The organism is Rhodococcus sp. IEGM 1330 (assembly GCF_033142445.1).
In the GTDB taxonomy this organism is placed as follows: domain Bacteria; phylum Actinomycetota; class Actinomycetes; order Mycobacteriales; family Mycobacteriaceae; genus Rhodococcoides.
In genome coordinates this window covers 474,781-501,775 of sequence record NZ_JAWLSB010000003.1, presented here as the reverse complement: position 1 = coordinate 501,775, position 26,995 = coordinate 474,781, and the positions used below count along the sequence as shown (strand labels likewise).

Below are 26,995 nucleotides of genomic sequence, written 5' to 3'. Positions count from 1 at the left end.
AATGCACTGCACAGCGGGCGTTCGCTACGGTGGGAGCCATGAGCCTTCCTCGTCCCGCCCCTGATCGGACAGCCGTCGTGACCGGAGCGTCCTCGGGAATCGGAGCCGCGATCGCCCGCGTGCTCGCATCCCGCGGCCATGGCGTCACCCTCGTCGCCCGGCGTGCCGACAAGCTCGAAGAGTTGGCACAGGAGATCCGAGCACGGGGAGTCCGAGCCGAAGTGCTCGCAGCAGACCTGTCCGATCGCAGCGCTCGCGCCGAACTACTCGGCCGCATCACCGAACTCGGCCTGATCCCGGACATTCTGATCAACAACGCCGGGCTTTCCACACTCGGTCCGGTAGCAGAATCGGATCCGGATGCGGAAATGAACATGATCGAGGTCGACGTGGTGGCCGTCGCGGACCTCTGTACCCGTTTCCTCCCCGGAATGACCGAACGCCGACGCGGCGCACTGCTCAACGTCGCCTCGACCGCCGCATTCCAGCCCCTACCCGGACAGGCGGGCTACGGCGCATGCAAGGCGTTCGTGCTCTCCTACACCCAGTCTCTGACCGGCGAACTGCGCGGAACGGGAGTGACCGCGACCGCGCTGTGCCCCGGACCGGTGCAGACCGGATTCGGTGAGGCCGCGGGCTTCGCGAAAGACGATGCAGAGAAGGCACTTCCATCGATCATGTGGGTGTCGGCAGAAACGGTGGCCAGAACTGCCGTCGACGACATGGCCAAGGGACGCATGGTATCGATTCCCGGGCCCGCCAACCGCATCGGATCGATCTTCGCGCAGATCACCCCGCGGACACTGTTGGTGCCCATGCTCACTCGTATTCATCCCGGTCTGAAGAATGGTGCAACGTCGTGAAACGCGAACTCCTGGTCTCCGACAGTATCGTCGTGAACGCCGACGCCGACACTCTCTACGCTGCGATCAGCGACCCCACCAAGATGGGGCAGTGGAGCCCAGAGAACACCGGTGCCACCGTGCACGAACCTCGCGAGAGTGCCTACGTGGGAATGGTGTTCGACGGAACCAACAAGCGCGGCCGGGCGAAATGGGTCACTCGCTGCACCGTGACTGCCGCCGACCCGGGCAAGACCTTCGAATTCCGCGTCCACGCCATCGGCAAGAGCGCTCCGAAGATCAAGGGCGCGAACGCAACCTGGCGATACGACTTCGAGCCGGCCGCGGGCGGTACGAAAGTCACCGAAACCTGGACCGACGACCGGACGAGGTGGCCCGACGCGTTGGCCCTCGTGTTCGACAAGATCGTCACCAGCGGTAAGACGTTCCCGCAGTTCCAACGTCGCAACATCCGTAAGACGCTGGAGAACCTGCAGAAGCTATACGCCTGACGGCTAGGCCTGCCGGATATACAGGCCGAGAACGTACGACGCCTGCCCCGCGTGCTGGAGGTCGTCGGACAGGACCGAGACCAGCCTGGTACCCAGGGTGACCGGCGGGTTCCAGTTCTCGTCGACGATCCGGTCCAGATCGTCGGCCCCGACACTGCCCAGGTACGCAATGGTTTTCGAGTGCACAGCGTCGTAGTACTCGCGCAGTAGCTCAGCACTCGAGGCGACCTCCGCGACGTCGGAGGAGGACTGGCCGTACCCGATATCGGACTTGTCGAACGGGAGGCCGAAGCGCTCGAACCACGAGTCCGACGTCCAGACCTGTTCGCTCCCGGCCACACCCGCGATGTGGTCGTCCTGCACCCGGGTGAGGTGCCACACCAACCAGGCGATGCTGTTGGCATCGGCGTCCGGTCGATAGGTCAACGCAGCCGCGGGAATGTCGTCCAATACCGAGTGGACGAGTTCTTTGATTCGGCCGAACGCGTCGGTGAGCACTTCGTTGTGATTCATAAAAGATCCATCTCTTCTCTGACAGCACTGATGACCACTCATGCTTACCCCGATGTGGCCGCAGGGAACATCGGGGCGGCCCGAGCGCGTTGGACCTGACATGACTGCTCCAGCAATTGTGTACACCCGCACCGGCGATTCGTCCGTCCTGGAACTGAAAGATCGTGAGGTGACCGAGCCCGCCGCAGGCGAAGTGCGCGTTCGCATCGTGGTCTCGGGCGTCAATCCAACGGACTGGAAGAACCGAACCGGCTCCGGGCCGGGTGAGAAGCTGGCATTCGACGAGGTGGTACCGAACCAGGACGGTGCCGGAGTGGTCGACGCAGTCGGCCCCGAGGTCGACGGCGTCTCCGTCGGAGATCGCGTCTGGGTGTACCTGGCCCAGCATCAGCGCCCAACCGGAACAGCGCAGTCTTTTGCAATCCTGCCCGCCTCCCGGGTGGTTCCTCTGCCCGACGGAGTCGGTTTCGATGTGGGTGCGAGCCTCGGAGTACCCGCGATGACAGCGCACCGCGCACTGACGGTCTCCGAGGACGGACCCACGCGGCTGCACCCGGGCGCGTTGGACGGCAAGTCGGTCCTCGTCGCCGGTGGTGCAGGCGCTGTCGGTCATGCTGCGATTCAGTTGGCCCGATGGGCGGGTGCGACGGTGGTGACGACGGTCAGCGGACCGGAGAAGGGCGCGCTGGCCACCGCTGCCGGCGCTCACCACGTTGTCGACTACAAGGCAGGCGACGCCGCCGCCGAGATCCGCGAATTGATTCCCGCAGGGATCGATCTCGTGGTCGAGGTGGCTCCCTCACAGAACGCCGCGCTCAATGCCGCCGTGGGAGCGAACCGCGCCTCGGTTGCCATCTACGCCAACAACGGCGGCGATACCGTGACCCTCGACGTCCGGCCGAACATGGTGCTCAACACTCGCTACCAGTTCGTGCTGCTCTACACCGTCGGCGACGAGGCACTGCGGAACGCCGAGGCGGACGTCAGCGCGGCTGCAGCAGCAGGTGTGCTCGAGGTGGGCGAAGCCACCGGCCTACCGCTGCACCGCTACTCGCTGAGCGAGACCGCAGCAGCACACGACGCCGTCGAGAACGGTGCGGTCGGCAAGGTGCTGATCGACGTCTCCAGCGAATAACTCAGGTGATGACCGGCAACGTGGACCACGGAAAATTGATCCATTTGTCGGTCTCTCGCCACGAATAGTCGGGCTGCACAATGGTTCTGGGCTTGGTGTAGATCACGGCCGACCGCACGTCGGGGGTGTGCGCCTTCAACAGGTCGATGACCAGAGCCAGGGTGCGGCCGGAATCGGCGACATCGTCGACGACGAGCAACTTCTTGCCGACGATCGAGTCGGTATCCAGAAGAGGTTCGAGGACAACGGGATCGGGCAGCGTCTCCTCGATGTCGGAGTAGAACTCGACATTGAGGGTGCCTGCGGCCTTGACGCCCATCGCGTAGGAAATCGCACCCGCGGGGATGAGTCCGCCGCGAGCGATCGCGATGACGATGTCCGGGACGAAGCCGTCGTCGACGATCTGCTTGGTGAGTTCGCGCGAGGCGTCCCCGAACGTCGCCCAGGTCAGTACTTCGCGTTCCGGTTCGGTCATGGGGCATCACTCTACCCAAAAACTACTTTGCTGCTCCAGCAAAATTGTTTGCGTAAGTCGTCGCAAACGGGCAGTCTCGAACCATGGCCGACCACACGCACGCTCACACTCATGCCGCCGACCGGACCCCCGCAGAGCCGGATTTCGAGAACGGTGCCTTCGACGAAGCATTCTGGGACGACCTCTACAACCAGCGCACCGCCATCTGGAGCGGAAATCCCAACGCCGTGTTGGTTCAGGAAGCGTCCGTGCTGACTCCGGGACGCGCCCTGGACATCGGTTGCGGGGAAGGTGCCGACTCTCTGTGGCTGGCCGGTGAAGGCTGGAACGTCACCGGCGTCGATATCTCCGATGTCGCCCTCGGCCGCGCTCGCGCAGCACAACAGGCCCTCGAACCGCTCACCCTCGCGGTGAACTGGCAGCAGGAAGACGTTCTGGACTGGACTCCCCCGGCCGCGGCGTTCGATCTGGTGTCGGTGCACTTCCTGCAGGTGCCACCGGACGAACTGGAATTGACCACCCGCAGGTTCGCCGCAGCGGTCGCACCGAAGGGGCGTCTGCTGATCGTCGGCCACAGTCCCAGCGACAGCCATGCGTCACAGCATCCGGCCAAGCACAGGCTGTTCGCACCGGAACCGGTCGTCTCTGCGGCGGGCGACGGGTTCGAGGTGATCCACGCCGAACATCGCACCCGTACGACGCCGGACGGCGATGAGCGCATCGACACGGTCGTGGTGCTGCAGCGCCGGTAAACTCGGGCGGTGTTCTCACAGTCGACGTATCGAATTCCCCTGGCAGTCACGTTCGTCGTCGCCTTGATCGTGCTGTTCACCCCTGCGTCCGGGGTGCCCTCGGGTTTCGAGCACAGCGACAAGATCATTCACTTCGCGCTGTTCGCTGCTCTCGCGTACACCTCGCGCATGGCCGGCATCGACTGGATCAGGACCGCACTGTGGGTGCTGGCGTTCGCAGTGGTGTCGGAGTTCCTGCAGGCGATCCTGCCTCTGGGACGCTCCGGATCGATCGCCGACGCTCTCGCCGACGCCGCCGGAGTTGCTGTGGGCCTGGTCGCAGCGAGTCGGGTTCTTCCGCAGCGCGTCGAACAAGCCTCGGACCTGCACTAGACTGACCGAGCACCGAGGTTCCTCGGCCAGCGCGCACACTCCGGAAGGAACGCCATCACCTCGTCTTCTGCCCCGCACGATATCTACCTCGTTCCACCGGAGCACGAGACCAACGATGCCGCCACCCGAGAGTCTGCAGCATCCGCCGCACGCCTGAGCGAACGATCCGACGTGGTCAGCCACGACGGCCGCTACGCACTGACGATCACCTCCACCACCCCGCACCAGGCGATGGTCGAGGATCTACTGTTCGTCCGCGCCGTTCTCGACGCGGCACGTATCAAGTACCTGCTCGTTCGCGGCAACGACGAACGCCCGGTCATTGCCATCGAGTTGGCGGCCCGGGACGCGTTGACCACGGCATTGGTGCACGCGTGCCGCGCCGAGCCGTTCTACTCCAAGACCGTCGACGCCCGCGGAAAGGCAGTACTGGTGGCCGACGGTTCGCTGTCGCCGTCCGCGAACGCACGAATCGTGCGCCTGTACCGACCGCGCGTCGAGCCGTTCAGCGGTCTGTACTACGGCGCGTCGACGGCAGTGCAGATCGAACTGTGGTCGTTCTCGCCGTCGGAGATCGTGCTGCCGATCGAGAACTCCCTGACCCGACGCAACATCCGTCCCGACGAGGCCGTCCGCGGCACCGTCGAACGCTTCGGCCGAACGTGGCCGACCATCGAGAACATGTTCGCCGACCACGCGTCGGACATCAATTTCGACATCGACATCGTCTTCTCCTGGGTCGACGGCTCCTCGGCCGAATTCCAGGCGCAGCGCGCGCGACGGATGGCGAACTACGTCGTCGGTGAGGGTGACGATTCCGCTGCCCGTTATCGGCAGATCGACGAACTGAAGTACGCGCTGCGGTCGATCCACCTCTACGCACCATGGATCAGGCGCATCTTCGTCGCTACCGACTCGCCGAGGCCTGCGTGGCTGGCCGACCATCCCAAGGTGACGTTCGTGCCGAGCGAGGCCTTCTTCGTCGACACATCCGTTCTGCCGACCCACAATTCGCAGGCCGTCGAAAGCCAGCTGCACCACATCCCCGGATTGTCCGAGCACTTCCTGTACTCGAACGACGACATGTTCTTCGGTCGACCGGTCAGCCCGTCGATGTTCTTCTCCCCCGGCGGAATCAGCATGTTCATCGAAGCGACAACGCGAATCGGGTTGGGCTACAGCGACGCCGACCGCAGCGGCTTCGAGAACGCGGCGCGCGTGAACCGTCGAATCCTGCAGGACCGATTCGGGATGACCACCACCCGGCATCTCGAACATGCAGCAACCCCGTTGCGGCGCAGCGTGATGCAGGAAATGGAAAACGAATTTCCGGACGAGTTCGCCTCCACTGCAGCGAGCGCGTTCCGAGCGAGTACCAACATCTCGGTGACGAACTCGTTGTACCACTACTACGCACTGATGAGCGGACGCGCGGTGGTGCAGAAGGACGCGAAGGTTCGGTACATCGACACCACGTCCGTGGCCGGCCTCGAACTGATGGAGAAGCTGCTCCCCAAGCGATCTGTCGACTTCTTCTGCCTCAACGACGGCAGCTTCCCGGAAGTCGATCTGGACCTGCGCACCCGTACCGTGACTCAGTTCCTGGACAAGTACTTCCCCATCGTCGCGCCGTGGGAACGCGAACAGCGCTAGGCGTCGCTGAACGTCTTCCGTCGAGCACTGTCTGCGATGGTGACTCCCGCTTCGCTCAACCTGCGAGCGGTCTCCTGAGCCGAGACCGGCTCTCCCACAGTGTCGTACGAACCCGTCGGCACCACCGAATGCACGACGGTGTTCTCGTAGACGTGGACCAGGTTGTACCCCTGGGCACCGTCGCGGCCACGCAATCCACCTGCGGGCACGTTCAAATCCTGCGTATAGCACGTGGCCGACGCGACCGACACGGGAATACCCGCGAACGTGGCCGTCGTCGAATAGTGCAGGTGCCCAGCAAGAATGGACCGCACATCGGTTCCGCGCAGCACGTCGGCCAGCCGAGGCTGATCGATCAGCTCGACCAGCACCGCGAGATCGAGCACGGTCGGTACCGGCGGATGATGCATCGCGAGAATGGTTCCGAACTCGGCGGGGGTCGCGAGAGTGTCTGCCAGCCAGGCCAATTGCTCGTCACCGAGCGCGCCGTGGTGCCTGCCCGGGACCGTCGTGTCGAGGGTGACGATACGAAGACCGTCGACGTCGTGAACCCGGTCGATCGACTGCCCGGTCGGTTCGGCATCGAGAAGCTTCTGCCGGAACATCGCACGGTCGTCGTGATTGCCCATCGCCCAGACGATCTGCGCGCCCAGTTCCTCGGCCACCGGCTCGACAAGGGCCCGCAACTTCTCGTACGCCCCCGGCTCGCCCTTGTCCGTCAGGTCTCCGGTGAACACCAGCGCATCGGGGCGAACACCGGAGTTGCGCACGTCGGTCATCACCTGCTCGAGCCGCAGCTCACTGTCCACGCCGCCGTACAACCGACCGCCACCCTCGACGAGATGCGTGTCGCTGATATGCAGCAAGCAGTGATGGGGGCGTGGGTACTCGGCCATCCGAGACTTCATCGAACTCTCGCTCACGATCGGACCTACCGTTTCGCGATCGTCCGGGTCGGACGACCGCCACTGCTACAAGCCAAGCATACGAGCGTTCCCTGAGATCAAGCTGGTCGAATCTCGGGGGTGAACACCGCGCGAACTCCGAGCGTAGGACACCTTCCCCGAGGTGTGACAGATTGTGGACATGACAAAACCGACACTGAGAGCAATCCTCGCCACCGCCGGGCTGACCGCGGCATCGATGGTCGGCATGGGCGTCGCACCTGCTGCGGCCCAGGAGCTCCCGACCGTGGTGTTGGTCCACGGGGCATTCGCGGACAGCACCAGCTGGGACGGTGTGGCGGAAAATCTGCGCGGCCGCGGCTACCCGGTCGTGACGGCCGAGAACTCGCTCCGCGGCCCTGCGATCGATGCGGCGTCGGTGACCGACGTCGTGGAGAGCATCGACGGGCCGGTGATCCTGGTCGGCCACTCGTACGGCGGAACGGTGATCAGCAACGTGCACGCAGACAACGTCGAAGCCCTGGTCTACGTCGCTGCATTCATGCCCGTCGAAGGCGAACCCGTTGCACTCGAACTCGACCCGATCCGATTCCCGGTGACCGCGCTGGTACCGCCGGTGATCGGACTGTCGATCGTCGACGACGCGTCGAACATCATCGGCAAGAACGTCGACTCGTACATCACTCCCGCCCTGTTCCGGCCGTTCTTCGCCCCGGATGTCACCGAGGCGCAGGCTGCCCGGATGGCTGCACATCAGAAGACGATCGCTGCCGGTGCACTGCTCGAGCCGAGCGGTCCGCCGTCCTGGGCGCACACGCCGTCGTGGGCGTTGATCCCCCAGCAGGATCAGATCATCCCGACCTCCGCCGAGCGGTTCATGGCGCAGCGGGCGGGTGCTCAGGTGACCGAGGTGCCGGGTTCGCACGCGATCCTGGTCTCGAACCCCACGGCCGTGGCCGATCTTGTCGCCGCGGCGGATTCGGGCAGCTGACACCTCTCGAAACGACCTCGGGCCCGGCCACTTGTCGAAGGTGGCCGGGCCCGAGGCGTCTGTGCCGTGTGTACCGAGCGTCAGATCCCGATGAGATCGTGATCGGCGACCTTCGACGCAAGGATGCGCAGGTGCTCGTCGGCACCACCGAGAGTGTGCTCGATGGCCACCAGCCGACTGGTGTAGTGCCCGACGGGATATTCGGCCGTGACGCCGATCCCGCCGTGCAACTGGATGGCCTCCTGGCCGATCTTGCGACCGGACCGTGAGATCTGCAGCTTCGCGCGCGAGGCGATCGTCGGGTCGACGTTGCCGTCCGCCAACGACATCGTGGCGTAGAGACTCATGCTGCGGGCGAGTTCGAGCAGTACGTACATGTCAGCCGCACGGAAAGTGAGCGCCTGGAACTTGGCCAGCGGAACCCCGAACTGCTTGCGCGCCTTGAGGTAATCGGTGGTCAGCCGCAGCGCCTCCTCCATGGCTCCGATCGCCTCGGCGCACAGCGCGGCCTGAGCACGCACCTCGGCACCGGTGATGGCCGCTGCTGCGTTCTCGGCGGTGCCGAGCGGTTCGGCTGCGACGTCGACGAATTCGATCTGCGCGGCGCGCTGACCGTCGTGGGTGGCGTAGGACTTGCGCGTGAGACCGGTCGCGTCGGCATCGACCACGAACAGTCCTGTTCCACCGGTGGGCAGCGTGGCGCTGACGACGATCACATCTGCGCTACCGCCGTGCGGAACCGGGTTCTTGACGCCGTTGATCGACCACGATCCACCGTCCTCGGTGGCGGTGGTGGCGACCTCGACGTTGGGCCAGCGGCTGCCGGATTCGTTGTGCGCGAACGCCAACATCGACGACCCCTCGGCCACCGGCGGCAGGATCCGCGCGCGCTGATCGGCGCTGCCGAGCTCGGAGATCAACCCGCCGGGGACGAGAACGGCATCGAGAATCGGCTCCGGTGCGAGCCGTCGTCCGACCTCGGTCATCACGGCCATGATCTCCACGGGACCGGCGTCCATCCCGCCGTCTTCCTCGCTGAACGTCAGACCCAGCAGGCCGACCTCGGCCAACTGCTTCCAGACGTCGGTGCTCCAGCCCAGCTCACCGGCAACGATCTTGTTGCGCTTCTCGGTGTCGTAGGCCCGCGTGAGCACCTCACGAGTGGTGTCGCGCAGCAGCTTCTGCTCTTCGTTGAGTTCGAAATCCATGTCTTCAGATGCTCCCTTACAGTCCGAGAATCGCAGAGGCGATGATGGTGCGCTGAACCTCGTTCGAGCCGCCGTAGATCGACACCTTGCGGTAGTTGAGATACCCCGGTACCGAGCGCTGCGCCCAGCCTTCGCTCTCGATGTCCTCGCCCGCCTCGTAGGGCAGTGAGTCCGGCCCGGCAACGTCCATCAGCAATTCGGTCGTGGCCTGCTGCAGTTCCGATCCCCGCAGCTTGAGGATGGACGACGCCGGATTCGGCTTGCCGTCGTCCGAGCTGGACACCAGGCGCAGCTGAGTCAGCTCGAGGGCGAGCAATTCGTTCTCGACCTCGGCCATCTTAGCCGCGAACAAGGGGTCCTCGAGCAGCGTGCCGCTGCCGACCTTCGTCTGTGCTGCGTGCTTCTTCGCTTGTCCCAGATGCACTTTGGTGTGTCCGGCCCGGGCGACACCGGTGCGCTCGTTACCGAGCAGGAACTTGGCGTAGCTCCAACCCTGGTTCTCCTCGCCGACGAGGTTCTCCGCCGGAACGCGGACGTTGTCGAAGAAGACCTCGTTGACCTCGACACTGCCGTCGATCAGCTTGATCGGGCGCATCTCGATGCCGGGAGTGTTCAGATCGATGAGCAGGAACGAGATGCCGGCCTGCTTCTTCGGCGCGTCCGGGTTGGTGCGCACGAGCGCGAAGATCCAGTCGGCGTACTGGCCGAGCGTGGTCCACGTCTTCTGTCCGTTGACGATGTAGTCGTCGCCGTCGCGGATGGCGGTGGTGCGCAACGACGCCAGGTCCGATCCGGCCTCGGGCTCGGAGAAGCCCTGGCACCACCAGATATCGAGGTTCGCCGTCTTGGGCAGGAACTTCTCCTTGAGCTCCTGCGAGCCGAACGTCGCGATGACCGGGCCGACCATCGAGGCGTTGAACGCCAGCGGCTCCGGCACCGACGCCAACTGCATTTCGTCGAGCCAGATGTGACGCTGCACAGCGGTCCAGTCGCGGCCACCGAACTCGGCGGGCCAATGCGGCACCGCCAAGCCGTTCTCGTTGAGGATTCGCATGGTCGCAACCACCTCGTCCTTGCTCAACTCCTGACCCGTCGCGCTCTTCTCGCGAATCTCGGCGGGGACCTTCGTGGTGAAGAACGTCCGCATCTCATCACGGAACGCGGCCTCTTCTTCTGTGAGGGCAAGATTCATCGACAATCCTCCAAGCTCGTTCACGTATCTTCGTATCGACCGTACTCCCTGGTAACTCTGGGATATTCTCCGCTCACTATGACTCTTCTGGCACTGGTTCGGCACGGTGAAACGAACTGGAATCTGCACGGGCGTCTGCAGGGCTCGTCGGACATTCCTCTCAACGACACCGGCCGCGCCCAGGCCCGCGAGGCCGGCCACGAACTCGAGTACCGCCAGTGGGACCACCTCGTCAGTTCACCGTTGATCCGAGCTGCGGAAACCGCCGACATCATCGGCGCGCATCTGGGCCTGACCCGCACCGCCGAGTTCCCCGATCTGGCCGAACGACACTTCGGCGAAGCCGAAGGATTCACCGACTGGGACGCGTACTCACATTGGCCGAACGGCCGGTACCCGGGCTTGGAGCCACGCTCCGACCTGATCGTGCGTGGCGTGCGCGGCGTGGACGAGATCGCCTCGCGTTACCCGGACTCCGCGGTGATCGCCGTGGCGCACGGCGGCGTCATCCGGGCGATCTTCGACGCGATCCGGCGACGCCACTCCCCGCGGATCCTCAACGCGGGCGTCTCCACCCTCGAACACGACGGTTCTCGCTGGACCGTTCGTACCATCAACGGCATCCCGGTCTGACAGAGTTTTCCTTCATGGAGATCGAACGCCGCATCACCGAGCTCGGCTTCACGTTGCCCGGCGAGCCGACCGCTCCCCCCGGTTTCGAGTATTCGTTCGATTGGGTGCACGTGCGCGGTAACCGGGTCTTCGCCTCGGGCCATTCGCCTCTGGCGGAAGACGGAGCCCTGGCAGGCCCGTTCGGCGCGGTGCCGTCCGAGGTGAGCATGGACGTCGCCACCGACGCCGCGCGGGACTCAGCTCTAGCCGTGCTGGGCAGCCTCGCCCGTGCGATCGGTGACCTCGATCGAATCAGCGCGTGGCTGACCGTGACCGGCTCGGTCAACGCCGACCACGGCTTCACTCAGACCACCACGGTCGTCAACGGCTTCTCCGATCTGGTGCTCGCCATCTTCGGTCCGGAGATCGGTGCCCATGCCCGCACCGCACTCGGGGTGGCTGCATTGCCGATGAACAACACCGTCGTGGTGTCAGCGGAACTGGAGATCGACGGGTAGGTTTTGCTCCACTCGTACATACGGCGAAAGCGGGCGCAGATGGTGCGCAGATCGATTCTTGCTCTGGTCGCGATCCTCATCGGCATCCTGGGGTTGTCCGGCTGCACCTCGTCCTCGCAGTCGTTGCTGGACCGGGTGAAGGACGAGGGCGTACTGGTCGTCGGCACCGAGGGCACCTACAGCCCGTTCAGCTATCAGGGCGGCGACGGACAACTCACCGGGTACGACATCGACGTCATCAACGCCGTCGGAGCCGAGCTGGGCGTACGCGTCGACTTCGTGCAGACCCCGTTCGACTCGATCTTCGCCGGACTGCAATCCCAACGCTTCGACCTCATCGCCAACCAGGTCTCGATCACCCCCGCCCGCCAGTCGGCCTACGACCTGTCCACGCCCTACACGGTGTCGGAAGGCCAGATCCTCACCGCCGCAGACGACTCCACCATCACCTCTCTTGCCGACCTGGCCGGCAAGACCACCGCCCAATCCTCGACGAGCAATTGGGCGGAGGTCGCGGCGAACGCAGGTGCCAACGTCGAAGCCGTCGAGGGATTCGTTCAGGCGGTCACGCTCGTCAAGGACGGCCGCGTCGACGCCACCGTCAACGACTCCCTGGCCATCGCCGAGTACCTTCAGCAGACCGGCGACACCGGAGTGAAGATCGCCGGCGAGACCGGCGACACGACCCTGCAATCCTTCGTGGCCCGCAAGAACAGTGGCCTGATGGACGAGGTGAACACCGCCATCGACACACTGCGCGAGAACGGCACCATCGCCGAGATCTCGAACAAGTACTTCGGCAGTGACGTCGCCGCACCGACGGCCGACACCGTGGTTCCGGTGAGCGACGACGCAGCGTCGACGGCACCGTCCAAAACGCAGCTTGTTCTCGACAACCTGTGGCCGATGCTCAAAGCGACTGTCACGATGACCATTCCGCTGACCGCCATCAGCTTCGTGGTCGGACTCGTCATCGCCCTTGCGGTGGCGCTCGCGCGTATCTCGTCGATGAAGCCACTCGCCGCAGTCGCACGGTTCTACGTCTCGATCATCCGCGGCACGCCTCTGCTGCTGCAGCTGTTCATCATCTTCTACGGACTGCCGCAGTTCGGTGTCGTGATCTCACCCTTCCCGGCGGCTGTCGTCGCGTTCTCGTTGAACGTGGGTGGCTATGCAGCCGAAGTCATCCGCGCCGCGATACTGAGTGTCCCCAAGGGCCAGTGGGAGGCGGCCCAGACCATCGGGATGGGATACCGAACCACGCTGCAGCGCATCGTGCTTCCGCAGGCACTGCGCACCGCGGTACCACCGTTGTCGAACACACTGATCTCGCTGGTCAAGGACACCTCGCTCGCATCGACCATCCTGGTCACCGAGCTGCTGCGCGTCGCACAACTCGCGGCGGCACCGACCTTCGACTTCTTCACGCTCTACACCGTTGCAGCGCTGTACTACTGGGTGATCTGCATCGTTCTCTCGTTCTTCCAAGGCAAGCTCGAAGTCCGACTCGACAGGTACGTGGCGAAATGACAGACCTGCTGGAAGTATCCGCACTGAAGAAGTCGTTCGGGCCGATGGAGGTGTTGAAGGACATCTCGTTCACCGTGCCGTCCGGCACCGTCACCGTCATCATCGGACCGTCCGGATCAGGCAAGACCACGGTGCTGCGCACACTGAACGCACTCGATCAGGCCGACGCAGGCATCATCCGTATCGGGGACGTGTCAGTGGATTTCGCTCAGCCCGTCGGCGCTCCGCAACTGCGTCACTTCCGCGCCCAGAGCGGCATGGTCTTCCAGAGCCACAACCTGTTTCCGCACAAGACGGTGCTGCAGAACATCATCGAGGGACCGGTGATCGTGCAGAAGCGCGCGAAGGACGACGCCATACGCGACGCGCACGCAATCCTCGACCAGATCGGTCTCGACGCCAAGTCCGACCAGTACCCGTTCCAGCTTTCCGGAGGCCAACAACAACGCGTCGGAATCGCCCGAGCTCTCGCCCTACGCCCCAAGCTGATGCTGTTCGACGAGCCCACCTCGGCCCTCGATCCCGAGCTCGTAGGCGAGGTACTGGCCGTCATCAAAGGCCTTGCCGCGCAGGGCTGGACGATGGTGATCGTCACCCACGAAATTCGCTTCGCCCAGCAGGTCGCCGATCAGGTGCTGTTCATCGAAAACGGCGTCGTGCTCGAACGAGGGACGCCAGAGCAGGTTCTGGTGAACCCGACGGAACCCCGCACCCGACAATTCCTGCAGCGAATTCTGGCGTAGAGGGGCTGCGCCCCCTGTGAGTGGAGCCTGCGGAACGAATCCATCGAGGCATGTGAGTGGAAATTCGTAGCCCACTACGAATTTCCATGCACATGCGGCGAAGCCGCTCTAGAGGTGCGGTAGCACCTTGTCCAGGGTGATCGGCAAATCGCGGACTCGGACGCCCGTGGCGTTGTAGACCGCGTTACCGATGGCCGCCGAGGATCCGACTGCGCCTATCTCACCGATTCCCTTGCCGCCCATCGGCGCGAGTTCGGTGTCGACCTCCTCGACCCACACGGCCTCGAGATCGGTGACGTCCGCGCACGCCGGGATGTGGTACTCAGCGAGATCGTGGTTGGCGAACCCGCCGAACTCGTGATCGGTGACGCCGTTCTCCATCAGCGCCATACCGAGTCCGAACGTCATGCCACCGATGAGCTGAGACTTCGCCAACCGCGGATTCATCACCGCGCCGATGCCGAATACCCCGAGCATCCGACGCACCCGCACCTCACCGGTGTCGATGTCGACCGCCACCTCGGCGAACTGAGCGCCGAACGCCATGCGCGCCAGCTCCTTCTGCCCCTCGACGTCATCGGTGGTGTCGGCCTCGGCCGAGTTTCCCGGCTCGTACGAACCCTGAGCTTTCAAGGAGTGGCAGACCTTGGTGACGGCCCAGCCCCACGACGAGGTACCCGAGGACCCACCGGCTCCGGGAGCCGTCGGGAGCGCACTGTCTCCCAGTGCCAGAACCACGGTGTCCGCGTCCACCTCCAGAGCATCGGCCGCGATCTGGCGCAGTACGGTGCGCGCACCGGTTCCGATGTCCGACGCAGCGAGGGACACCGTGATGGTGCCGTCCTGCTCCACTCGCGCCGACGCGGTACTCGGTGAGATCAACACCGGGTAGCTGGCCGTCGCAACTCCCATGCCGACCAGGGTGTTGCCTTCTCGACGCTGACCGGGCGCGGAATCGCGGCGGTCCCACCCGAACTTCTCGGCACCGTCGCGAAGGCACTGCACCACGCTGCGTGAGCTGAACGGGTTGCCACTGGCGGGATCGACGTCCGGCTCGTTGCGGATGCGCAATTCGATCGGATCGATACCGGTGGCCACGGCCAGTTCGTCGATGGCCGTCTCGACGGCGAACATGCCGGGCGCTTCGCCGGGTGCCCGCATCCATCGCGGCGTTCCGACGTCCAGCTGTGCGAGCCGGTGGGTGGTGCGACGGTTCGGTGCCGCGTAGATGTGCCGAGTCGATTCCGACGTCTGCTCACAGAACTCGAAGATCGTGCTGGTCTGCTGAAACGAATCGTGCGTGATCGACTGCAGCGTGCCGGCCGAATCAGCGCCCAGTCGAACGTGATTGAGCGTCGGGGTTCGGTAGCCGACGACATCGAAGAGAGCCTGCCTCGGCAGCACCAATTTGACGGTGCGGCCGGTGGCTCGCGCGGCCATCGCAGCAAGGATCACGTTGGGCCGAGTACTGCCCTTGGCTCCGAATCCGCCGCCGACGTTCTCCGCGATCACGCGAACGCTCTCGGGCTCGAGGTCGAATGCTGTGGCGAGGTCGCCCTGAACACCCGCCGGTGCCTGCGTCGAATCCCACACCGTCAGAACGCCGTCGGACCACTGCGCCGTGGTGGCATGCGGCTCCATCGGACTGTTGTGCATCGGCGCGGTGGAGTACCAGTTGTCGACGAGGTGCTCGGCCGATGCCAGCGCCGCGTCGGGATCGCCGACGGTCACGTCGGTGGGAAACCCCGCGTTGACGGACTCGGGTGCGTACAGCGTGCTGTGCTCGGCCGTCAGACTGTTGTCGGGCGAGCGGACATCGGCGTAGCGCACGTGCACTCGGGCTGCGGCGGCGCGGGCGTCCTGGAGGGTGTCGGCCACGACGACGGCAACGATCTGACCTCGATAGGCGACAGTGTTCGACTGCAGCACATGCAGTTCGGCGTCCTCGAGGCTTACCAACTTCTCCGCGTTGCCGTGCCACAGGAGGGCATGCACCGAGGGGTCGGAATCGAGTTCGACGTGCTCGACCGTTCCGGCGGGAACTGTCGCAGGCACATACCAGGCATACAGCTGCCCGACGGCCGGCGGCTGTTCCGCGGCGTATCGCGCCCGGCCGGTGACCTTCGCGATCGATTCGGTGCGCTGAATCGGCTGTCCGATCGATGCAGTCATGACCGATCTCCCGAATCTGTGAGTTCCACCAGGGTGCGGGCGACGAGGTTGGTCACCAGTGGAATCTTGAATGCGTTGTCGCGCAACGGCTCTGCCGCGTCGAGTTCCAGTGCGATCGCCCGCCGGAACGACGCCTCGTCGGCGGCCGCGCCGAGCAGCGTGTGCTCGGCAGTGCGAGCCCGCCACGGCTTGTGTGCGACACCGCCCAGCGCGATCGACACCCCGCGCACGATCCCGTCCTCGACATCGACAGTGGCAGCGACAGAGGCGATCGCAAAGGCGTAGGACTGCCGGTCCCGCACCTTGCGGTAGGTGGACACGGTGCCGTCCGACGGTGCCGGTATCTCGATGGCCGTGACGATTTCGTCCCGCGCGACCGTGTTGTCGCGCTCGGGCGCGTCACCGGGGAGCCGGTAGAAGTCATCGATCGCGAGGGTGCGCTCCCCGTCGACTCCGCGCACGACCACGCGTGCGTCGAGAGCCGACAGCGCGACCGCCATGTCGGAGGGATGCGTCGCCACGCACGCCGCAGAGGCTCCCAGGATCGCGAGATTCCTGTGCTCACCCGTTCGGGCCGGGCAGCCGGAACCGGGTTCGCGTTTGTTGCACGGCTTCGATGCATCCATGAAGTACATGCACCGGGTGCGCTGGAACAGATTTCCGCCGGTGGTGGCCATGTTGCGCAACTGACCCGAGGCTCCGGAGAGCACCGCCCGTGAGAGCACCGGATAGCGCTGACGCACCACCGGGTGCACCGCGAGATCACTGTTGGTCACACCGGAACCGACACGAAGCGAACCGTCGTCCGATACATCGATGTCGCGCAACGGAAGTCGCGTCACGTCGATCAGCGTCGTCGGGCCGACGACACCGAGCTTCATCAGGTCGACGAGGTTGGTTCCCCCGCCGAGCAACATCGCGTTCTCGTTTTCGGCGAGGCGGGCCACGGCGTCGTCGACGGCGGTGGCTGCGTCGTACTCGAAGGTCTTCATGATGCGTCCCGTACGGCCGACACGATATTGCAGTAGGCACCACAACGACAGAGGTTGCCGCTCATACGTTCTCGAACTTCATCGGAATCGAGTTCGACGTCGGCGGCCTCGATGTCCTCGGTAACCGCGCTTGGCCAACCCTGCTTCGCCTCTTCGATCACCGCCACCGCCGAACAGATCTGCCCGGATGTGCAGTACCCGCACTGGAACGCGTCACGATCGACGAATGCCTGCTGCACGGGATGCAGTACGTCACCGTCGGCCAATCCCTCGACCGTGGTGATGTCGCGATCCTGTTGCGCAACCGCGAACGTCAGACAGCTGTTGATCCGCCGACCGTCGACCAACACCGTGCAGGCTCCGCACTGCCCGTGGTCACACCCCTTCTTGGCACCGATCAGGTCGAGGTTCTCCCGGAGCGCATCGAGCAGGGTGGATCGGGTGTCGCAGTCGATCTCGTGATCGGTCCCGTTGACACGAAGGGTGACGTTGGTCATGACCGGGTGGATACCCGCGGCCTCTGCCACCAAACGCTCGAACCCGGGGTCGTGCGCGGAACTTCGTAGTGGGCTACGAAGTGCCGCGCACGTGCGCGCTAGCGCTTGCCCTTGAACTTTCCGCCGCCGCTGCGTCCGGGAGGACCGGAATCTGGTTGCAGTTGAATCAACACGCCACTGATGCGGGTGCGGCGCAAGGCCTCGACCGTCTCGTCGGCGAGGTCGGCCGGCAGCTCCACCAACGAGTGGTCGGGACGAATGCTGATGTGGCCGAAGTCGCTTCGACGCAGACCGCCCTCGTTGGCGATGGCACCGACGATCGCTCCCGGGGCGACGTGATGCCGCTTGCCGACGCTGATGCGGTACGTCGCCATCTCCTGGCCCGTCTTGCGGTGATGCGAACTGGCCGCGTCCTCGTCGAACGTGCGCGGCGGCCGCGGTTCGCGTGGCTCGCGCGGTGCCCGCGGCGGGGCAGGCGGTTCGGGCTTGAGCAAGAACGCTTCGCCGTCGCGGGACTGAATGGCCAGCGCCGCTGCGATGTCGACCAACGGCACGTCGTGCTCGCGCTCGTAGTCCTCGATGAGACGACGGAACAGCGCCAGATTCTCGTTGCCCAGGCTCTCGGTGATGGAGTCCTTGAACTTCGTCACGCGCTGCGCGTTGACGTCGTCGACGCTCGGGAGCTGCATCTCGGTGATCGGCTGACGCGTCGCACGCTCGATGGCCTTGAGCAGGTGTCGCTCGCGCGGTGCGACGAACAGCAGAGCCTGACCGGCGCGACCGGCGCGACCGGTACGACCGATGCGGTGCACGTAGGACTCGGTGTCGTGCGGGATGTCGTAGTTGATGACGTGCGAGATGCGGTCGACGTCGAGACCGCGGGCCGCGACGTCGGTGGCCACCAGGATGTCGATCTGACCGTTCTTGAGCTGACCGATGGTGCGTTCACGCTGGGCCTGCACGATGTCGCCGTTGATCGCAGCGGCCGAGAAGCCCCGTGCGCGTAGCTTTTCGGCGAGTTCCTCGGTGGCCTGCTTGGTGCGCACGAACATGATCATGGCCTCGAACTCTTCGACCTCGAAGATTCGAGTCAGTGCCTCGAGCTTGCGCTGATGAGCCACCTGGACGTACCGCTGGGTGATGTTCGGTGCCGTCGACGTCTTGGTCTTGACGGTGATCTCCACCGGATCGTGCAGGTACTGCTTGGAGATCTTGCGGATCGCGGCAGGCATCGTGGCCGAGAACAACGCCACCTGCTTGTACTCCGGGGTATCGGAGAGGATGCGCTCGACGTCTTCCTGGAAGCCCATCTTGAGCATCTCGTCGGCCTCGTCGAGCACCAGGTACTCGAGCCCGGACAGGTCGAGGGTGCCCTTTTCGAGATGGTCGATGACACGACCGGGGGTACCGACGATGATCTGCGCGCCCTTGCGCAGACCCGAGAGCTGAATGCCGTACGCCTGACCGCCGTAGATCGGCAGAATGTGCAGACCGGGAATGTGGGTGGCGTACTTACCGAATGCCTCGGCGACCTGGAGCGCGAGCTCGCGCGTCGGGGCCAGCACCAGCGCCTGCGGTACCCGGCGTGACACGTCCAGCCGGGACAGGATCGGCACCGCGAACGCGGCGGTCTTGCCGGTTCCGGTCTGCGCGAGGCCGACGACATCGTTGCCTGCCATCAGCGGCGGGATGGTGGCAGCCTGAATGGGCGACGGGCTTTCGTAGCCGACATCGCGGAGGGCCTTCAGGACCCGCTCGTCGATCCCGAGATCGGCGAAGGTGATGTCGTCACCGGTCGCCGAGGACGACTCGCTCGCGCTGACCGGAGCGGAGGCGGACTCCTGAGGGGTCGAATTCGTCTCGTCGGACGTCACGGCGGCATCCTGTTCAGTTTCTGAAGTGCTCATATGTCGACAGAGTTTAGTACCTGCCCGGGCACTACGAACCCTTCTACGCTGATCAGGTGACGAAAACGGCCGAGACGGCATGCGGTGCGAGCGGCCTCACACCGGCGACGCGACCACCGAACGCGACAGCAGGCGGTTAAGTTGTACCCCGAGTCACACTCAACTCCCCCAGACTCGCGGCAAAGTCGACAAACCGGACACCCCGGATGGTGCGCCACGGCCTCGAATGTGATGAAATGCACAACTACCACGCTATTTTTCCGTAAGGGGTCCAGCAGTGCGCGAATATTCTGTGCCGGCGTCGTTCACCATTCCTGACGACGCATCCATGGCCGACACCGTCTACAGGTACGAGAAGGAATCACCGAACTTCGTTCCGTTCCAACGTCTGGTGAACGGCAACTGGACCGATGTCACCGCAGCTCGGTTCGCGTCGGAGGTCGCGGCAGCAGCCAAGGGACTGATCGCCTCCGGTATCGAACTCGGCGACCGGGTCGCCATCCTCAGCGCGACGCGCTACGAGTGGGTCGTCCTCGACTACGCCATCTGGTCCGCAGGCGGATGCACCGTCGCGATCTACGAGACCTCCTCCGCCGACCAGGCGCAGTGGATTCTCGAGGACTCCGCCACCAAGCTGCTCGTCGTCGAGACCGCAGCGCACTCCTCGAACCTCAAAGAGGTCACCGAAGGTGCCAAGGATCTGCGTGAGGTGCTGCAGATCGACGCCGGAGCCATCGAAGAGCTGACCACCCGCGGCGCCGGGGTCAGCGACGAGGATCTGCATGCGCGACGCCATCAGGTCAGCGCGGCATCGCCCGCGACCCTGATCTACACCTCGGGCACCACCGGCCGACCCAAGGGCGTTCAGCTCACGCACGCCAACTTCTACGCCGAGGTTCAGGCCACCCAGATCGCGCTGCACGACTCGATGAAGGAGGGCAACCGCACACTGATGTTCCTCCCGATGGCGCACGTGTTCGCCCGCGCCGTGTCCTTCGGCTCGTTCGAGTCCAAGGTCACCGTCGGACACACCTCGGACGTGACGACGCTGGTGGATCAGTTCGCCGTGTTCAAGCCGAACTTCATCCTGTCGGTGCCGCGCGTGTTCGAGAAGGTCTACAACTCCGCCAAGCAGAAGGCACACGACGGCGGCAAGGGTTCCATCTTCGACAAGGCCGCCGCGACGGCCATCGAGTGGAGCGAGGCCCAGGAGAAGGGCGGAGCCGGGCTGGTTCTGAACCTCAAGCACACGGTGTTCGACAAGCTCGTGTACTCCAAGCTGCGAGCAGCACTCGGCGGCAACTGCACCCGCGCGGTCTCCGGCGGCGGACCTCTCGGTGCCCGCCTCGGCCACTTCTTCCGCGGTGCGGGCGTCCCGGTCTACGAGGGCTACGGACTGACCGAGACCAGCGCGGCGATCACCGTCAACACCACCAAGGAACAGCGCGTCGGCACCGTCGGCAAGCCCATCGACGGTCACTCGGTGAAGGTCGCCGAAGACGGTGAGCTGCTGCTCAAGGGACCGGTCGTGTTCAGCGGCTACTGGCACAACGAGAAGGCCACGGCCGAGGCCATCGTCGACGGCTGGTTCCACACCGGCGACCTCGGCGCGATCGACCAGGAAGGTTACGTCTCGATCACCGGCCGCAAGAAGGAGATCATCGTGACCGCGGGCGGCAAGAACGTCGCCCCCGCAGTGCTCGAGGACGCCCTCCGCGCGAACGCGATCATCAGCCAGTGCCTCGTCGTCGGCGACGCCAAGCCGTTCATCGGTGCCCTGATCACCCTCGACCCAGAGGCCATGCCGGGCTGGCTCCAACGGCACGATCTGGCTACGGAAATCCCCTTCGCCGAACTGTCGAAGAACGCCGACCTGGTCGCCGAGATCGACAAGGCCGTCGCCGAGGCCAACAAGAAGGTCTCGAACCCCGAGCAGATCAAGAAGTACACGATCCTCGAGAACGACTTCACCGTCGAGACCGGTGAGCTCACCCCGACGATGAAGCTCAAGCGCAACATCATTCACGCCGAGCGCGGCAGCGACATCGAAGCCATCTACTCGTAAGACCCGTACACGAAGAATGGGCCCGGCGCGATCTCGCGCCGGGCCCTTTCTCGTCCGATGTCAGGACATGTGGTCGTCGAGGAACTCCGCCACCACAGAGGTCACCTGCAGGTGGATCTTCTCGTGCAGCAGGTCGTGGCCACCGTCCTCGAATTCGCGCAGGGACGCGTCGGGAACACCACCGATCCACTCCCGGACTGCATCGACCGGGGCCAACCGGTCGTCGACGCCGTGCACGGCGAGGATCGGGATGACGTTGTCGGCGAGGTCGTTCGCCGAACCCGTCACCGACTTCGGGGTACCGCACAGCACGGCACACCGCACCGCCTCCGGATGTGCGCCGAGGGCTGCGATCGCCGTTGCCGCACCCAACGAATGACCCATCAGTGCGAACGACAACTCGGGATGCTCTGCCTCGGCGATATCGAGCAGTTGCAGCGCGTTCTGCGCGAGGCCGGGAATCTGCGCCGCATCGGTCAGTTCCCCCTCGGTGAGGCCGTGGCCCACGTGATCGACCGCCCAGACGTCGACTCCGCGGCCGTTCAATACCCGAGCGAACCGGTGATAGTGGCCGCTGTTCTGCCCGAGACCGTGCAGAAATACAAGACCGAAACGAGCATCGGGAACAGTCCAGTTTCGGTAGTGGACAGCACCGGTAGCTCCGTCGAAAAATGGCATTAGGTCATTTTGCCTCGTCCCGTCGGCTTCCGCGCGCAACGTGACCGGAGCCGCCCTCGGCGATGGCTAGGGTTGCGCGTGTGTTCCTCCTCGGCGATCAGGTCATCTACAGCGCCAGCGACCTCGCGGCGGCAGCGTCCTGCGAATTCGGGTTGTTGCGCCGACTCGACGGGTTGACCGGACTGATCCCCCGGGCCACTGCCACTCCGGACCCGATGCTCGACCGCACCTCTGCACTCGGATTCGAGCACGAACGCCGACAGCTCGAGACATTCCAGCAGCGGTTCCCCGGCGGCGTTCTGACGATGGACCGACCGGGACGCACCGCACAGGAACTGGCCGACGCGGCCTGGGGGACGTTCACCGCCCTCACCTCCCGCACACCCGTGGTCTATCAGGCCACCTTCTTCGACGGCCGATTTCTCGGTTTCTGCGACTTCCTGGTGGCCGAGGGCGACCGGTACGCCGTGTACGACACCAAGCTGTCGCGGCACGCGAAGGTTCCGGCACTGCTGCAACTGGCGGCCTACGCGGACGCGCTGCGGTCCGGCGGGATCACTCCGAGCGACGAGGTACACCTGATGCTCGGCGACGGCAGCGACTCCGCGCACTCGCTCGCCGAGATCGTTCCGGTCTACCGACAGTCCAGGGAACACCTGCAACACATACTCGACGAACACCACGCCGAGGGCACCGTCGCCGACTGGTTCGACTCGCGCTACTCCGGCTGCGGGCAGTGCGAGGCATGCACGGTCGAGGTGGAACAGCACCGCGACCTGGTTCTCGTCGCCGGCATGCGCGCGAGCACCAGGGACAGACTGCTCGACGCAGGCATCTCGACGGTCGACGAACTCGCTGCATCGACCGGGGGCGTGGACGGCATGTCGTCGCGCACACTGACGAATCTGCGAGCTCAGGCCGAGCTTCAGGTTCGCCAGGAACACAGCGGCGACGCCGAATTCGAGATCTTCGACGCCGAGGCACTCGGCGTGATCCCCGAGCCCGATCCGGGCGACATCTTCTTCGACTTCGAGGGCGACCCGTTGTGGGCCGAGGCGGGCAGTACCGAGTGGGGACTCGAGTACCTGTTCGGTGTCTACACCGCAGACGGCGATTTCCTCCCGTTCTGGGCGCACGATCGCGCGCAGGAACGCCGCGCACTGATCGACTTCCTCGACTACGTGACCACCCGTCGCACGGCCTACCCGAACATGCACGTCTACCACTACGCACCGTACGAGAAGACCGCGCTGCTGCGCCTCGCCGGACGCTACGGCGTAGGTGAGGACGCGGTCGACGACCTGCTGCGGGACAACGTTCTGGTGGACCTCTATCCGGTCGTGCGATCTGCGGTGCGCATCGGAACCAGGTCCTACAGCATCAAGAAGCTCGAACCCCTGTACATGCCCGCAGCCCGCGACGGAGACGTCACCGACGCGGCCGCGTCGATCGTCGAATACGCGAACTGGTGCGATCTGCGAGACCAGGGCAAGGACGCCGAGGCTGCTGCGCTGCTCGCCGATATCGCCGAGTACAACCGCACCGACTGCGAATCGACGCTGCGACTGCGGGATTGGTTACTCGAGCGCGCGTCGGATGCCGGTGTGCACCCGCGCGCGACGCAGCACCTCGAGCTCGAAGACGGTGCCGTCGACACTGCGAGCCCGCTCGAGCTCGAACTCGCCGACTACGCCGGTCTGCCGTGGGAGCGCACCTCGACGCAACAGGCCGTCGCACTGTTCTCCGGTTCCATCGGGTATCACCGACGCGAACGAAAGCCGTTCTGGTGGGAGCACTTCGATCGGCTGACCCACCCGCTGGACGAGTGGGCCGACGCGGCCGACGTGCTGAAGGTCGAGCGCGCCGAACTGGTGCACGACTGGATGAAAACGGCACCGAAGCAACGGGTGCTGCGACGGCAACTCAAGCTGCTGGGGCACCTGAGCAACGGCGTCCTGTCGAGCTCGAAGGTCAAGCTGCTCTACGACGACCCGGCCCCGGAGGGATTGCCGAAGCAGCAGCCGACCCATCGCGCAACCACGACGGTCGAGATCGTGCAGGCGGGCTACGAGGGCACCCTCGACATGGTGGTGGTGCAGGAGAACCTACGCAAGGGGGTGGACGAGTACCCCGACTTCCCCATCGCCACCGCACCGGAACCGCCCCCGGCGACCAAGTATCTGGAGCAGGCGATCGTTGCCGTCGCTGCCGAGGTCGACGCCGCACTGCCGCACCTACCACGCACGGCCGTCGCCGATCTGCTGACGCTCTCGCCACCCCGAACCCGTTCCGGCACCGGCCTTCCCGAGGTGCGCGCCGGCGACTACGCGACGGCCGTCACGGCGGCGCTGCTCGATCTGGACCACTCCTACGTCGCCGTGCAGGGGCCGCCCGGGACCGGAAAGACGTACACCGCCGCACGGGTGATCGCCGAATTGGTCGGTGTCCATCACTGGAAGGTCGGCGTGGTGGGCCAGTCGCATCACGTGGTGAACAATCTGCTGGACACCATCGTGGCGGCAGGCGTCGACCCGGGCCGGGTGGGCAAGAAGGCACCGACAGCCCACACCGTCGTGGACCCTGCTGAGTACTCCCGCTTCGTCACCGAGGCCGAGGACGGCTGCATCATCGGCGGTACCGCCTGGGACTTCTCCAACCCCGGCCGCATCCCGCCCGAGTCGCTCGATCTGCTGGTCATCGACGAGGCCGGGCAATTCTCGCTGGCCAACACCATCGCCGTCTCGGTGTCCGCACGCAACCTGCTGCTGCTCGGCGACCCGGCACAGCTTCCGCAGGTCAGCCAGGGCACCCACCCCGAACCCGTCGACGAGTCGGCTCTGGGCTGGATCACCAGCGGTCACCCGACGCTGCCCGCCGACCGCGGGTACTTCCTGGCCACGACGTGGCGGATGCATCCCGATCTGTGCGCGGCGGTCTCGGCGCTGTCCTACGAGGGCAAACTCGAGTCCAACAGTGCTGTTACACAAGCCCGTTCGCTGGAGTCGCTCGCACCGGGACTGCACACCGTCTACCTCGACCACCACGGCAATGCCACCGACTCGGTGGAGGAAGCCGACGAGATCGTCACCCGCGTACAGAATCTGCTGGGTCGACTGTGGAGCGACCCCCAGTCCTTCGAGGGTGCGCGGCCCATGCACCAGGGCGACTTCCTGGTCGTCGCGGCCTACAACGCGCAGGTGGCCGTCATCGTCGAACGACTCGCGGCCGCCGGACTCGACGAGGTCGCGGTGGGCACCGTCGACAAGTTCCAGGGACGACAGGCACCGGTGGTGCTGATCTCGATGGCCGCGTCGGCGATCGACGACGTTCCGCGAGGCATGGGATTCCTGTTGTCCCGCAACAGACTCAACGTCGCCGTCTCGCGAGGCCAATGGGCCGCGATACTGATCCGGTCGCGGGCACTGACCCGGTACCTGCCGTCGACCCCGGCCGGACTGGTCACTCTCGGCACCTTCATGAGCCTGTGCGAGAACGGGATTCAGCCAAAGGCCATACCCTCGCCACGATAAGTGGGGACCGCCTCGACGGACCCGTCGGCGTGCACCAGATGCAGGGTGTCGAATCGCTCGCACAGCTCGCCCGCCTTGGCATGCCGGAACCAGACGCGATCACCGATCCGGATCTCCCCCGCTCCGCTCACCGGAGTCTGCACCTCGCCCGCACCCTCGTTACGCAGCAACTTCAGACCGGACGTCACCACGCCCCTAGCCTTTGTCGACCAGGCGACCGGCCGCGGGGACCTCGACGCCGACACCGGACCCGACGCGATGTAGCCACCACCGAACAGCGTGGCGATCTGCGGCGTCGGCTTGCGCACCGCGGGCAGCGCGAAGAACAGCGAGGGCTCGGCCGAGAATGCACGATACCGATCGAACAACGTCGGCGCGAACAAGCCCGATCCCGCGGTCACCTCGGTGACGACCGGATCTGCTGCCGAGAAGTCGATCGACCCGGTACCGCCACTGTTGACGATCTCGATCCGACCGACGGCAGCAGACACGGCCTCGACCACCGCCGTTCTGCGCGTGGAGATCTCACGGGACGACAGCGACTTCATCCATTCCACCGCAAGATTGGAATCGGGCACACCGGCGATCTGAGCCTCGTAGAACATCAGACCGACCACCCGGAACCCACGTGCATGCGCCGCCCGCGCGAAGGTGGCGACCTGCTCGGGTTCGCGCAGCGGCGAACGTCTGACACCGACGTGCAGCGGCCCGATCCGCAGCGAGGCATCCACGTCGATACAGATACGTGGCTTGAGAAGATCGCTCTCGGTGGCGTCGCGCACGATGTCCAGCTGTGCGACGTCGTCGACCATCAACGTGATGCGTCCCGACAGAACCCGATCGTTGACGACCTCGGCGAGCGCGGTGCGATCGACCGACGGGTACCCCATCAGGATGTCCTCCACGCCGTGGCGTGCCAACCAGATCGCCTCACGCAGGGAGTACGCCATGACCCCGCTCACGCCATCGGCCGCGAGCACCCGATCCAGTACCGCCCGGCACCGAACCGACTTGCTCGCGATCCTGATCGGCACCCCGTCCGCCCGTGCCTGCAGCGCTGCAGCATTGGCATCGAGGGCCGCGGAATCAACTGCAGCCAAGGGTGATTCGAGCCCCTCGGTGGCAGCGGCGATACGGGACAGTGGTGTCGTGTCGGTGGTTGCGACACCGGCGATCGAACTCATGCGGCGTATTCCTTCGT

At 65.1% G+C, this 26,995-nt stretch carries 24 protein-coding genes; 13 read left to right on the top strand and 11 right to left on the bottom strand.

The window, feature by feature from the left end; all coding sequences use genetic code 11:
- The first annotated feature begins 38 nt into the window (after window positions 1-38).
- Together R4P57_RS10555 and R4P57_RS10550 are read left to right on the top strand one after the other, a co-directional pair.
- Window positions 39-863 (top strand): SDR family oxidoreductase, encoded by an 825-nt coding sequence (locus R4P57_RS10555; protein ID WP_317802762.1) that lies wholly within the window; start codon window positions 39-41, stop codon window positions 861-863.
- Complete coding sequence (locus tag R4P57_RS10550; protein WP_317802761.1) at window positions 860-1,354, top strand: SRPBCC family protein; 495 nt, start codon at window positions 860-862, stop codon at window positions 1,352-1,354. Before R4P57_RS10555 ends, R4P57_RS10550 begins: the two co-directional genes overlap by 4 nt.
- Window positions 1,355-1,357: 3 nt before the next feature.
- On the opposite strand, the gene R4P57_RS10545 is transcribed toward R4P57_RS10550, so the two are convergent.
- A complete protein-coding gene (locus R4P57_RS10545; RefSeq protein ID WP_317802760.1) occupies window positions 1,358-1,867 on the bottom strand; it encodes a mycothiol transferase in 510 nt (169 codons plus the stop codon).
- A gap of 100 nt (window positions 1,868-1,967) precedes the next feature.
- Here R4P57_RS10545 and R4P57_RS10540 point away from each other — a divergent pair, with 100 nt between their 5' ends.
- Window positions 1,968-3,002, top strand: a complete 1,035-nt coding sequence (locus tag R4P57_RS10540; RefSeq protein WP_317802759.1) for an NADPH:quinone reductase — start codon at window positions 1,968-1,970, stop codon at window positions 3,000-3,002.
- Window position 3,003: 1 nt separating this feature from the next.
- Here R4P57_RS10540 and R4P57_RS10535 read toward each other — a convergent pair whose 3' ends face one another.
- The gene (locus R4P57_RS10535) at window positions 3,004-3,477 is read right to left on the bottom strand and encodes a phosphoribosyltransferase (protein ID WP_317802758.1); all 474 of its coding nucleotides are present in this window, start codon (window positions 3,475-3,477) and stop codon (window positions 3,004-3,006) included.
- 83 nt (window positions 3,478-3,560) lie between these two features.
- Between R4P57_RS10535 and R4P57_RS10530 the strand changes: the two genes are divergently transcribed.
- From R4P57_RS10530 to R4P57_RS10520, 3 genes are all read left to right on the top strand, one after another.
- Window positions 3,561-4,229, top strand: coding sequence for a class I SAM-dependent methyltransferase (locus R4P57_RS10530; protein WP_317802757.1), 669 nt, complete (start codon window positions 3,561-3,563; stop codon window positions 4,227-4,229).
- 9 nt (window positions 4,230-4,238) lie between these two features.
- Window positions 4,239-4,601 (top strand): VanZ family protein, encoded by a 363-nt coding sequence (locus R4P57_RS10525; protein WP_317802756.1) that lies wholly within the window; start codon window positions 4,239-4,241, stop codon window positions 4,599-4,601.
- A gap of 153 nt (window positions 4,602-4,754) precedes the next feature.
- Entirely contained in the window at window positions 4,755-6,254 is a 1,500-nt protein-coding gene (locus tag R4P57_RS10520) for a stealth family protein (RefSeq protein WP_317802813.1), read from the top strand.
- On the opposite strand, the gene R4P57_RS10515 is transcribed toward R4P57_RS10520, so the two are convergent.
- A complete protein-coding gene (locus tag R4P57_RS10515; RefSeq protein WP_317802812.1) occupies window positions 6,251-7,162 on the bottom strand; it encodes a phosphodiesterase in 912 nt (303 codons plus the stop codon). The two genes, R4P57_RS10520 and R4P57_RS10515, sit on opposite strands and share 4 nt — an antisense overlap.
- Window positions 7,163-7,340: 178 nt before the next feature.
- Here R4P57_RS10515 and R4P57_RS10510 point away from each other — a divergent pair, with 178 nt between their 5' ends.
- Window positions 7,341-8,150, top strand: a complete 810-nt coding sequence (locus tag R4P57_RS10510) for an alpha/beta hydrolase (protein ID WP_317802755.1) — start codon at window positions 7,341-7,343, stop codon at window positions 8,148-8,150.
- Between the two features lie 80 nt (window positions 8,151-8,230).
- Here the strand turns inward: R4P57_RS10510 and R4P57_RS10505 are convergent, their stop codons facing one another.
- Window positions 8,231-9,358 carry an acyl-CoA dehydrogenase family protein gene (locus tag R4P57_RS10505; protein ID WP_317802754.1) on the bottom strand — a complete coding sequence of 376 codons (1,128 nt, stop codon included), beginning with the start codon at window positions 9,356-9,358 and terminating at the stop codon, window positions 8,231-8,233.
- 16 nt (window positions 9,359-9,374) lie between these two features.
- Window positions 9,375-10,550 carry an acyl-CoA dehydrogenase family protein gene (locus R4P57_RS10500; RefSeq protein WP_032403843.1) on the bottom strand — a complete coding sequence of 392 codons (1,176 nt, stop codon included), beginning with the start codon at window positions 10,548-10,550 and terminating at the stop codon, window positions 9,375-9,377.
- A 78-nt stretch (window positions 10,551-10,628) separates the two neighbouring features.
- Here R4P57_RS10500 and R4P57_RS10495 point away from each other — a divergent pair, with 78 nt between their 5' ends.
- From R4P57_RS10495 to R4P57_RS10480, 4 genes are read left to right on the top strand one after another with little or no spacing between them, the layout of a single operon-like run.
- On the top strand, window positions 10,629-11,183 hold the full coding sequence (locus R4P57_RS10495; RefSeq protein WP_317802753.1) for a histidine phosphatase family protein: 555 nt from the start codon (window positions 10,629-10,631) through the stop codon (window positions 11,181-11,183).
- Between the two features lie 14 nt (window positions 11,184-11,197).
- The gene (locus tag R4P57_RS10490; RefSeq protein WP_317802752.1) at window positions 11,198-11,680 is read left to right on the top strand and encodes a RidA family protein; all 483 of its coding nucleotides are present in this window, start codon (window positions 11,198-11,200) and stop codon (window positions 11,678-11,680) included.
- A gap of 39 nt (window positions 11,681-11,719) precedes the next feature.
- Complete coding sequence (locus tag R4P57_RS10485) at window positions 11,720-13,210, top strand: ABC transporter permease subunit (protein ID WP_317802751.1); 1,491 nt, start codon at window positions 11,720-11,722, stop codon at window positions 13,208-13,210.
- Window positions 13,207-13,953, top strand: a complete 747-nt coding sequence (locus R4P57_RS10480) for an amino acid ABC transporter ATP-binding protein (RefSeq protein ID WP_317802750.1) — start codon at window positions 13,207-13,209, stop codon at window positions 13,951-13,953. The genes R4P57_RS10485 and R4P57_RS10480 overlap by 4 nt, the downstream gene beginning before the upstream one ends.
- Before the next feature lie 108 nt (window positions 13,954-14,061).
- Here the strand turns inward: R4P57_RS10480 and R4P57_RS10475 are convergent, their stop codons facing one another.
- The 4 genes from R4P57_RS10475 to R4P57_RS10460 form a co-directional block, all read right to left on the bottom strand.
- The gene (locus R4P57_RS10475; RefSeq protein ID WP_317802749.1) at window positions 14,062-16,125 is read right to left on the bottom strand and encodes a xanthine dehydrogenase family protein molybdopterin-binding subunit; all 2,064 of its coding nucleotides are present in this window, start codon (window positions 16,123-16,125) and stop codon (window positions 14,062-14,064) included.
- Window positions 16,122-17,117, bottom strand: coding sequence for a xanthine dehydrogenase family protein subunit M (locus tag R4P57_RS10470; RefSeq protein ID WP_317802748.1), 996 nt, complete (start codon window positions 17,115-17,117; stop codon window positions 16,122-16,124). The genes R4P57_RS10475 and R4P57_RS10470 overlap by 4 nt, the downstream gene beginning before the upstream one ends.
- A complete protein-coding gene (locus tag R4P57_RS10465) occupies window positions 17,114-17,614 on the bottom strand; it encodes a 2Fe-2S iron-sulfur cluster-binding protein (RefSeq protein ID WP_317802747.1) in 501 nt (166 codons plus the stop codon). Before R4P57_RS10465 ends, R4P57_RS10470 begins: the two co-directional genes overlap by 4 nt.
- A gap of 98 nt (window positions 17,615-17,712) precedes the next feature.
- Window positions 17,713-19,521: a DEAD/DEAH box helicase gene (locus R4P57_RS10460; RefSeq protein WP_411742342.1), complete on the bottom strand. Its 1,809-nt coding sequence runs from the start codon at window positions 19,519-19,521 to the stop codon at window positions 17,713-17,715.
- A gap of 277 nt (window positions 19,522-19,798) precedes the next feature.
- Between R4P57_RS10460 and R4P57_RS10455 the strand changes: the two genes are divergently transcribed.
- Window positions 19,799-21,586 carry a long-chain fatty acid--CoA ligase gene (locus R4P57_RS10455; protein ID WP_317802746.1) on the top strand — a complete coding sequence of 596 codons (1,788 nt, stop codon included), beginning with the start codon at window positions 19,799-19,801 and terminating at the stop codon, window positions 21,584-21,586.
- A 60-nt stretch (window positions 21,587-21,646) separates the two neighbouring features.
- On the opposite strand, the gene R4P57_RS10450 is transcribed toward R4P57_RS10455, so the two are convergent.
- On the bottom strand, window positions 21,647-22,264 hold the full coding sequence (locus R4P57_RS10450; RefSeq protein WP_317802745.1) for an alpha/beta hydrolase: 618 nt from the start codon (window positions 22,262-22,264) through the stop codon (window positions 21,647-21,649).
- An 80-nt stretch (window positions 22,265-22,344) separates the two neighbouring features.
- Here R4P57_RS10450 and R4P57_RS10445 point away from each other — a divergent pair, with 80 nt between their 5' ends.
- Window positions 22,345-25,794, top strand: a complete 3,450-nt coding sequence (locus R4P57_RS10445) for a TM0106 family RecB-like putative nuclease (RefSeq protein ID WP_317802810.1) — start codon at window positions 22,345-22,347, stop codon at window positions 25,792-25,794.
- Here the strand turns inward: R4P57_RS10445 and R4P57_RS10440 are convergent.
- A complete protein-coding gene (locus tag R4P57_RS10440; RefSeq protein WP_317802744.1) occupies window positions 25,764-26,978 on the bottom strand; it encodes an alanine racemase in 1,215 nt (404 codons plus the stop codon). The two genes, R4P57_RS10445 and R4P57_RS10440, sit on opposite strands and share 31 nt — an antisense overlap.
- Window positions 26,979-26,995 lie beyond the last annotated feature (17 nt).

What these genes read in the sequence shown, in the direction of transcription:
- R4P57_RS10555 (WP_317802762.1), top strand. Translation starts at nt 39, where the DNA reads ATGAGCCTTCCTCGTCCCGCCCCTGATCGGACAGCCGTCGTGACCGGA.
- R4P57_RS10545 (WP_317802760.1), bottom strand. Translation starts at nt 1,867, where the DNA reads ATGAATCACAACGAAGTGCTCACCGACGCGTTCGGCCGAATCAAAGAA.
- R4P57_RS10540 (WP_317802759.1), top strand. Translation starts at nt 1,968, where the DNA reads ATGACTGCTCCAGCAATTGTGTACACCCGCACCGGCGATTCGTCCGTC.
- R4P57_RS10535 (WP_317802758.1), bottom strand. Translation starts at nt 3,477, where the DNA reads ATGACCGAACCGGAACGCGAAGTACTGACCTGGGCGACGTTCGGGGAC.
- R4P57_RS10530 (WP_317802757.1), top strand. Translation starts at nt 3,561, where the DNA reads ATGGCCGACCACACGCACGCTCACACTCATGCCGCCGACCGGACCCCC.
- R4P57_RS10515 (WP_317802812.1), bottom strand. Translation starts at nt 7,162, where the DNA reads ATGAAGTCTCGGATGGCCGAGTACCCACGCCCCCATCACTGCTTGCTG.
- R4P57_RS10510 (WP_317802755.1), top strand. Translation starts at nt 7,341, where the DNA reads ATGACAAAACCGACACTGAGAGCAATCCTCGCCACCGCCGGGCTGACC.
- R4P57_RS10505 (WP_317802754.1), bottom strand. Translation starts at nt 9,358, where the DNA reads ATGGATTTCGAACTCAACGAAGAGCAGAAGCTGCTGCGCGACACCACT.
- R4P57_RS10500 (WP_032403843.1), bottom strand. Translation starts at nt 10,550, where the DNA reads ATGAATCTTGCCCTCACAGAAGAAGAGGCCGCGTTCCGTGATGAGATG.
- R4P57_RS10495 (WP_317802753.1), top strand. Translation starts at nt 10,629, where the DNA reads ATGACTCTTCTGGCACTGGTTCGGCACGGTGAAACGAACTGGAATCTG.
- R4P57_RS10490 (WP_317802752.1), top strand. Translation starts at nt 11,198, where the DNA reads ATGGAGATCGAACGCCGCATCACCGAGCTCGGCTTCACGTTGCCCGGC.
- R4P57_RS10485 (WP_317802751.1), top strand. Translation starts at nt 11,720, where the DNA reads ATGGTGCGCAGATCGATTCTTGCTCTGGTCGCGATCCTCATCGGCATC.
- R4P57_RS10480 (WP_317802750.1), top strand. Translation starts at nt 13,207, where the DNA reads ATGACAGACCTGCTGGAAGTATCCGCACTGAAGAAGTCGTTCGGGCCG.
- R4P57_RS10475 (WP_317802749.1), bottom strand. Translation starts at nt 16,125, where the DNA reads ATGACTGCATCGATCGGACAGCCGATTCAGCGCACCGAATCGATCGCG.
- R4P57_RS10470 (WP_317802748.1), bottom strand. Translation starts at nt 17,117, where the DNA reads ATGAAGACCTTCGAGTACGACGCAGCCACCGCCGTCGACGACGCCGTG.
- R4P57_RS10465 (WP_317802747.1), bottom strand. Translation starts at nt 17,614, where the DNA reads ATGACCAACGTCACCCTTCGTGTCAACGGGACCGATCACGAGATCGAC.
- R4P57_RS10460 (WP_411742342.1), bottom strand. Translation starts at nt 19,521, where the DNA reads ATGAGCACTTCAGAAACTGAACAGGATGCCGCCGTGACGTCCGACGAG.
- R4P57_RS10450 (WP_317802745.1), bottom strand. Translation starts at nt 22,264, where the DNA reads ATGCCATTTTTCGACGGAGCTACCGGTGCTGTCCACTACCGAAACTGG.
- R4P57_RS10440 (WP_317802744.1), bottom strand. Translation starts at nt 26,978, where the DNA reads ATGAGTTCGATCGCCGGTGTCGCAACCACCGACACGACACCACTGTCC.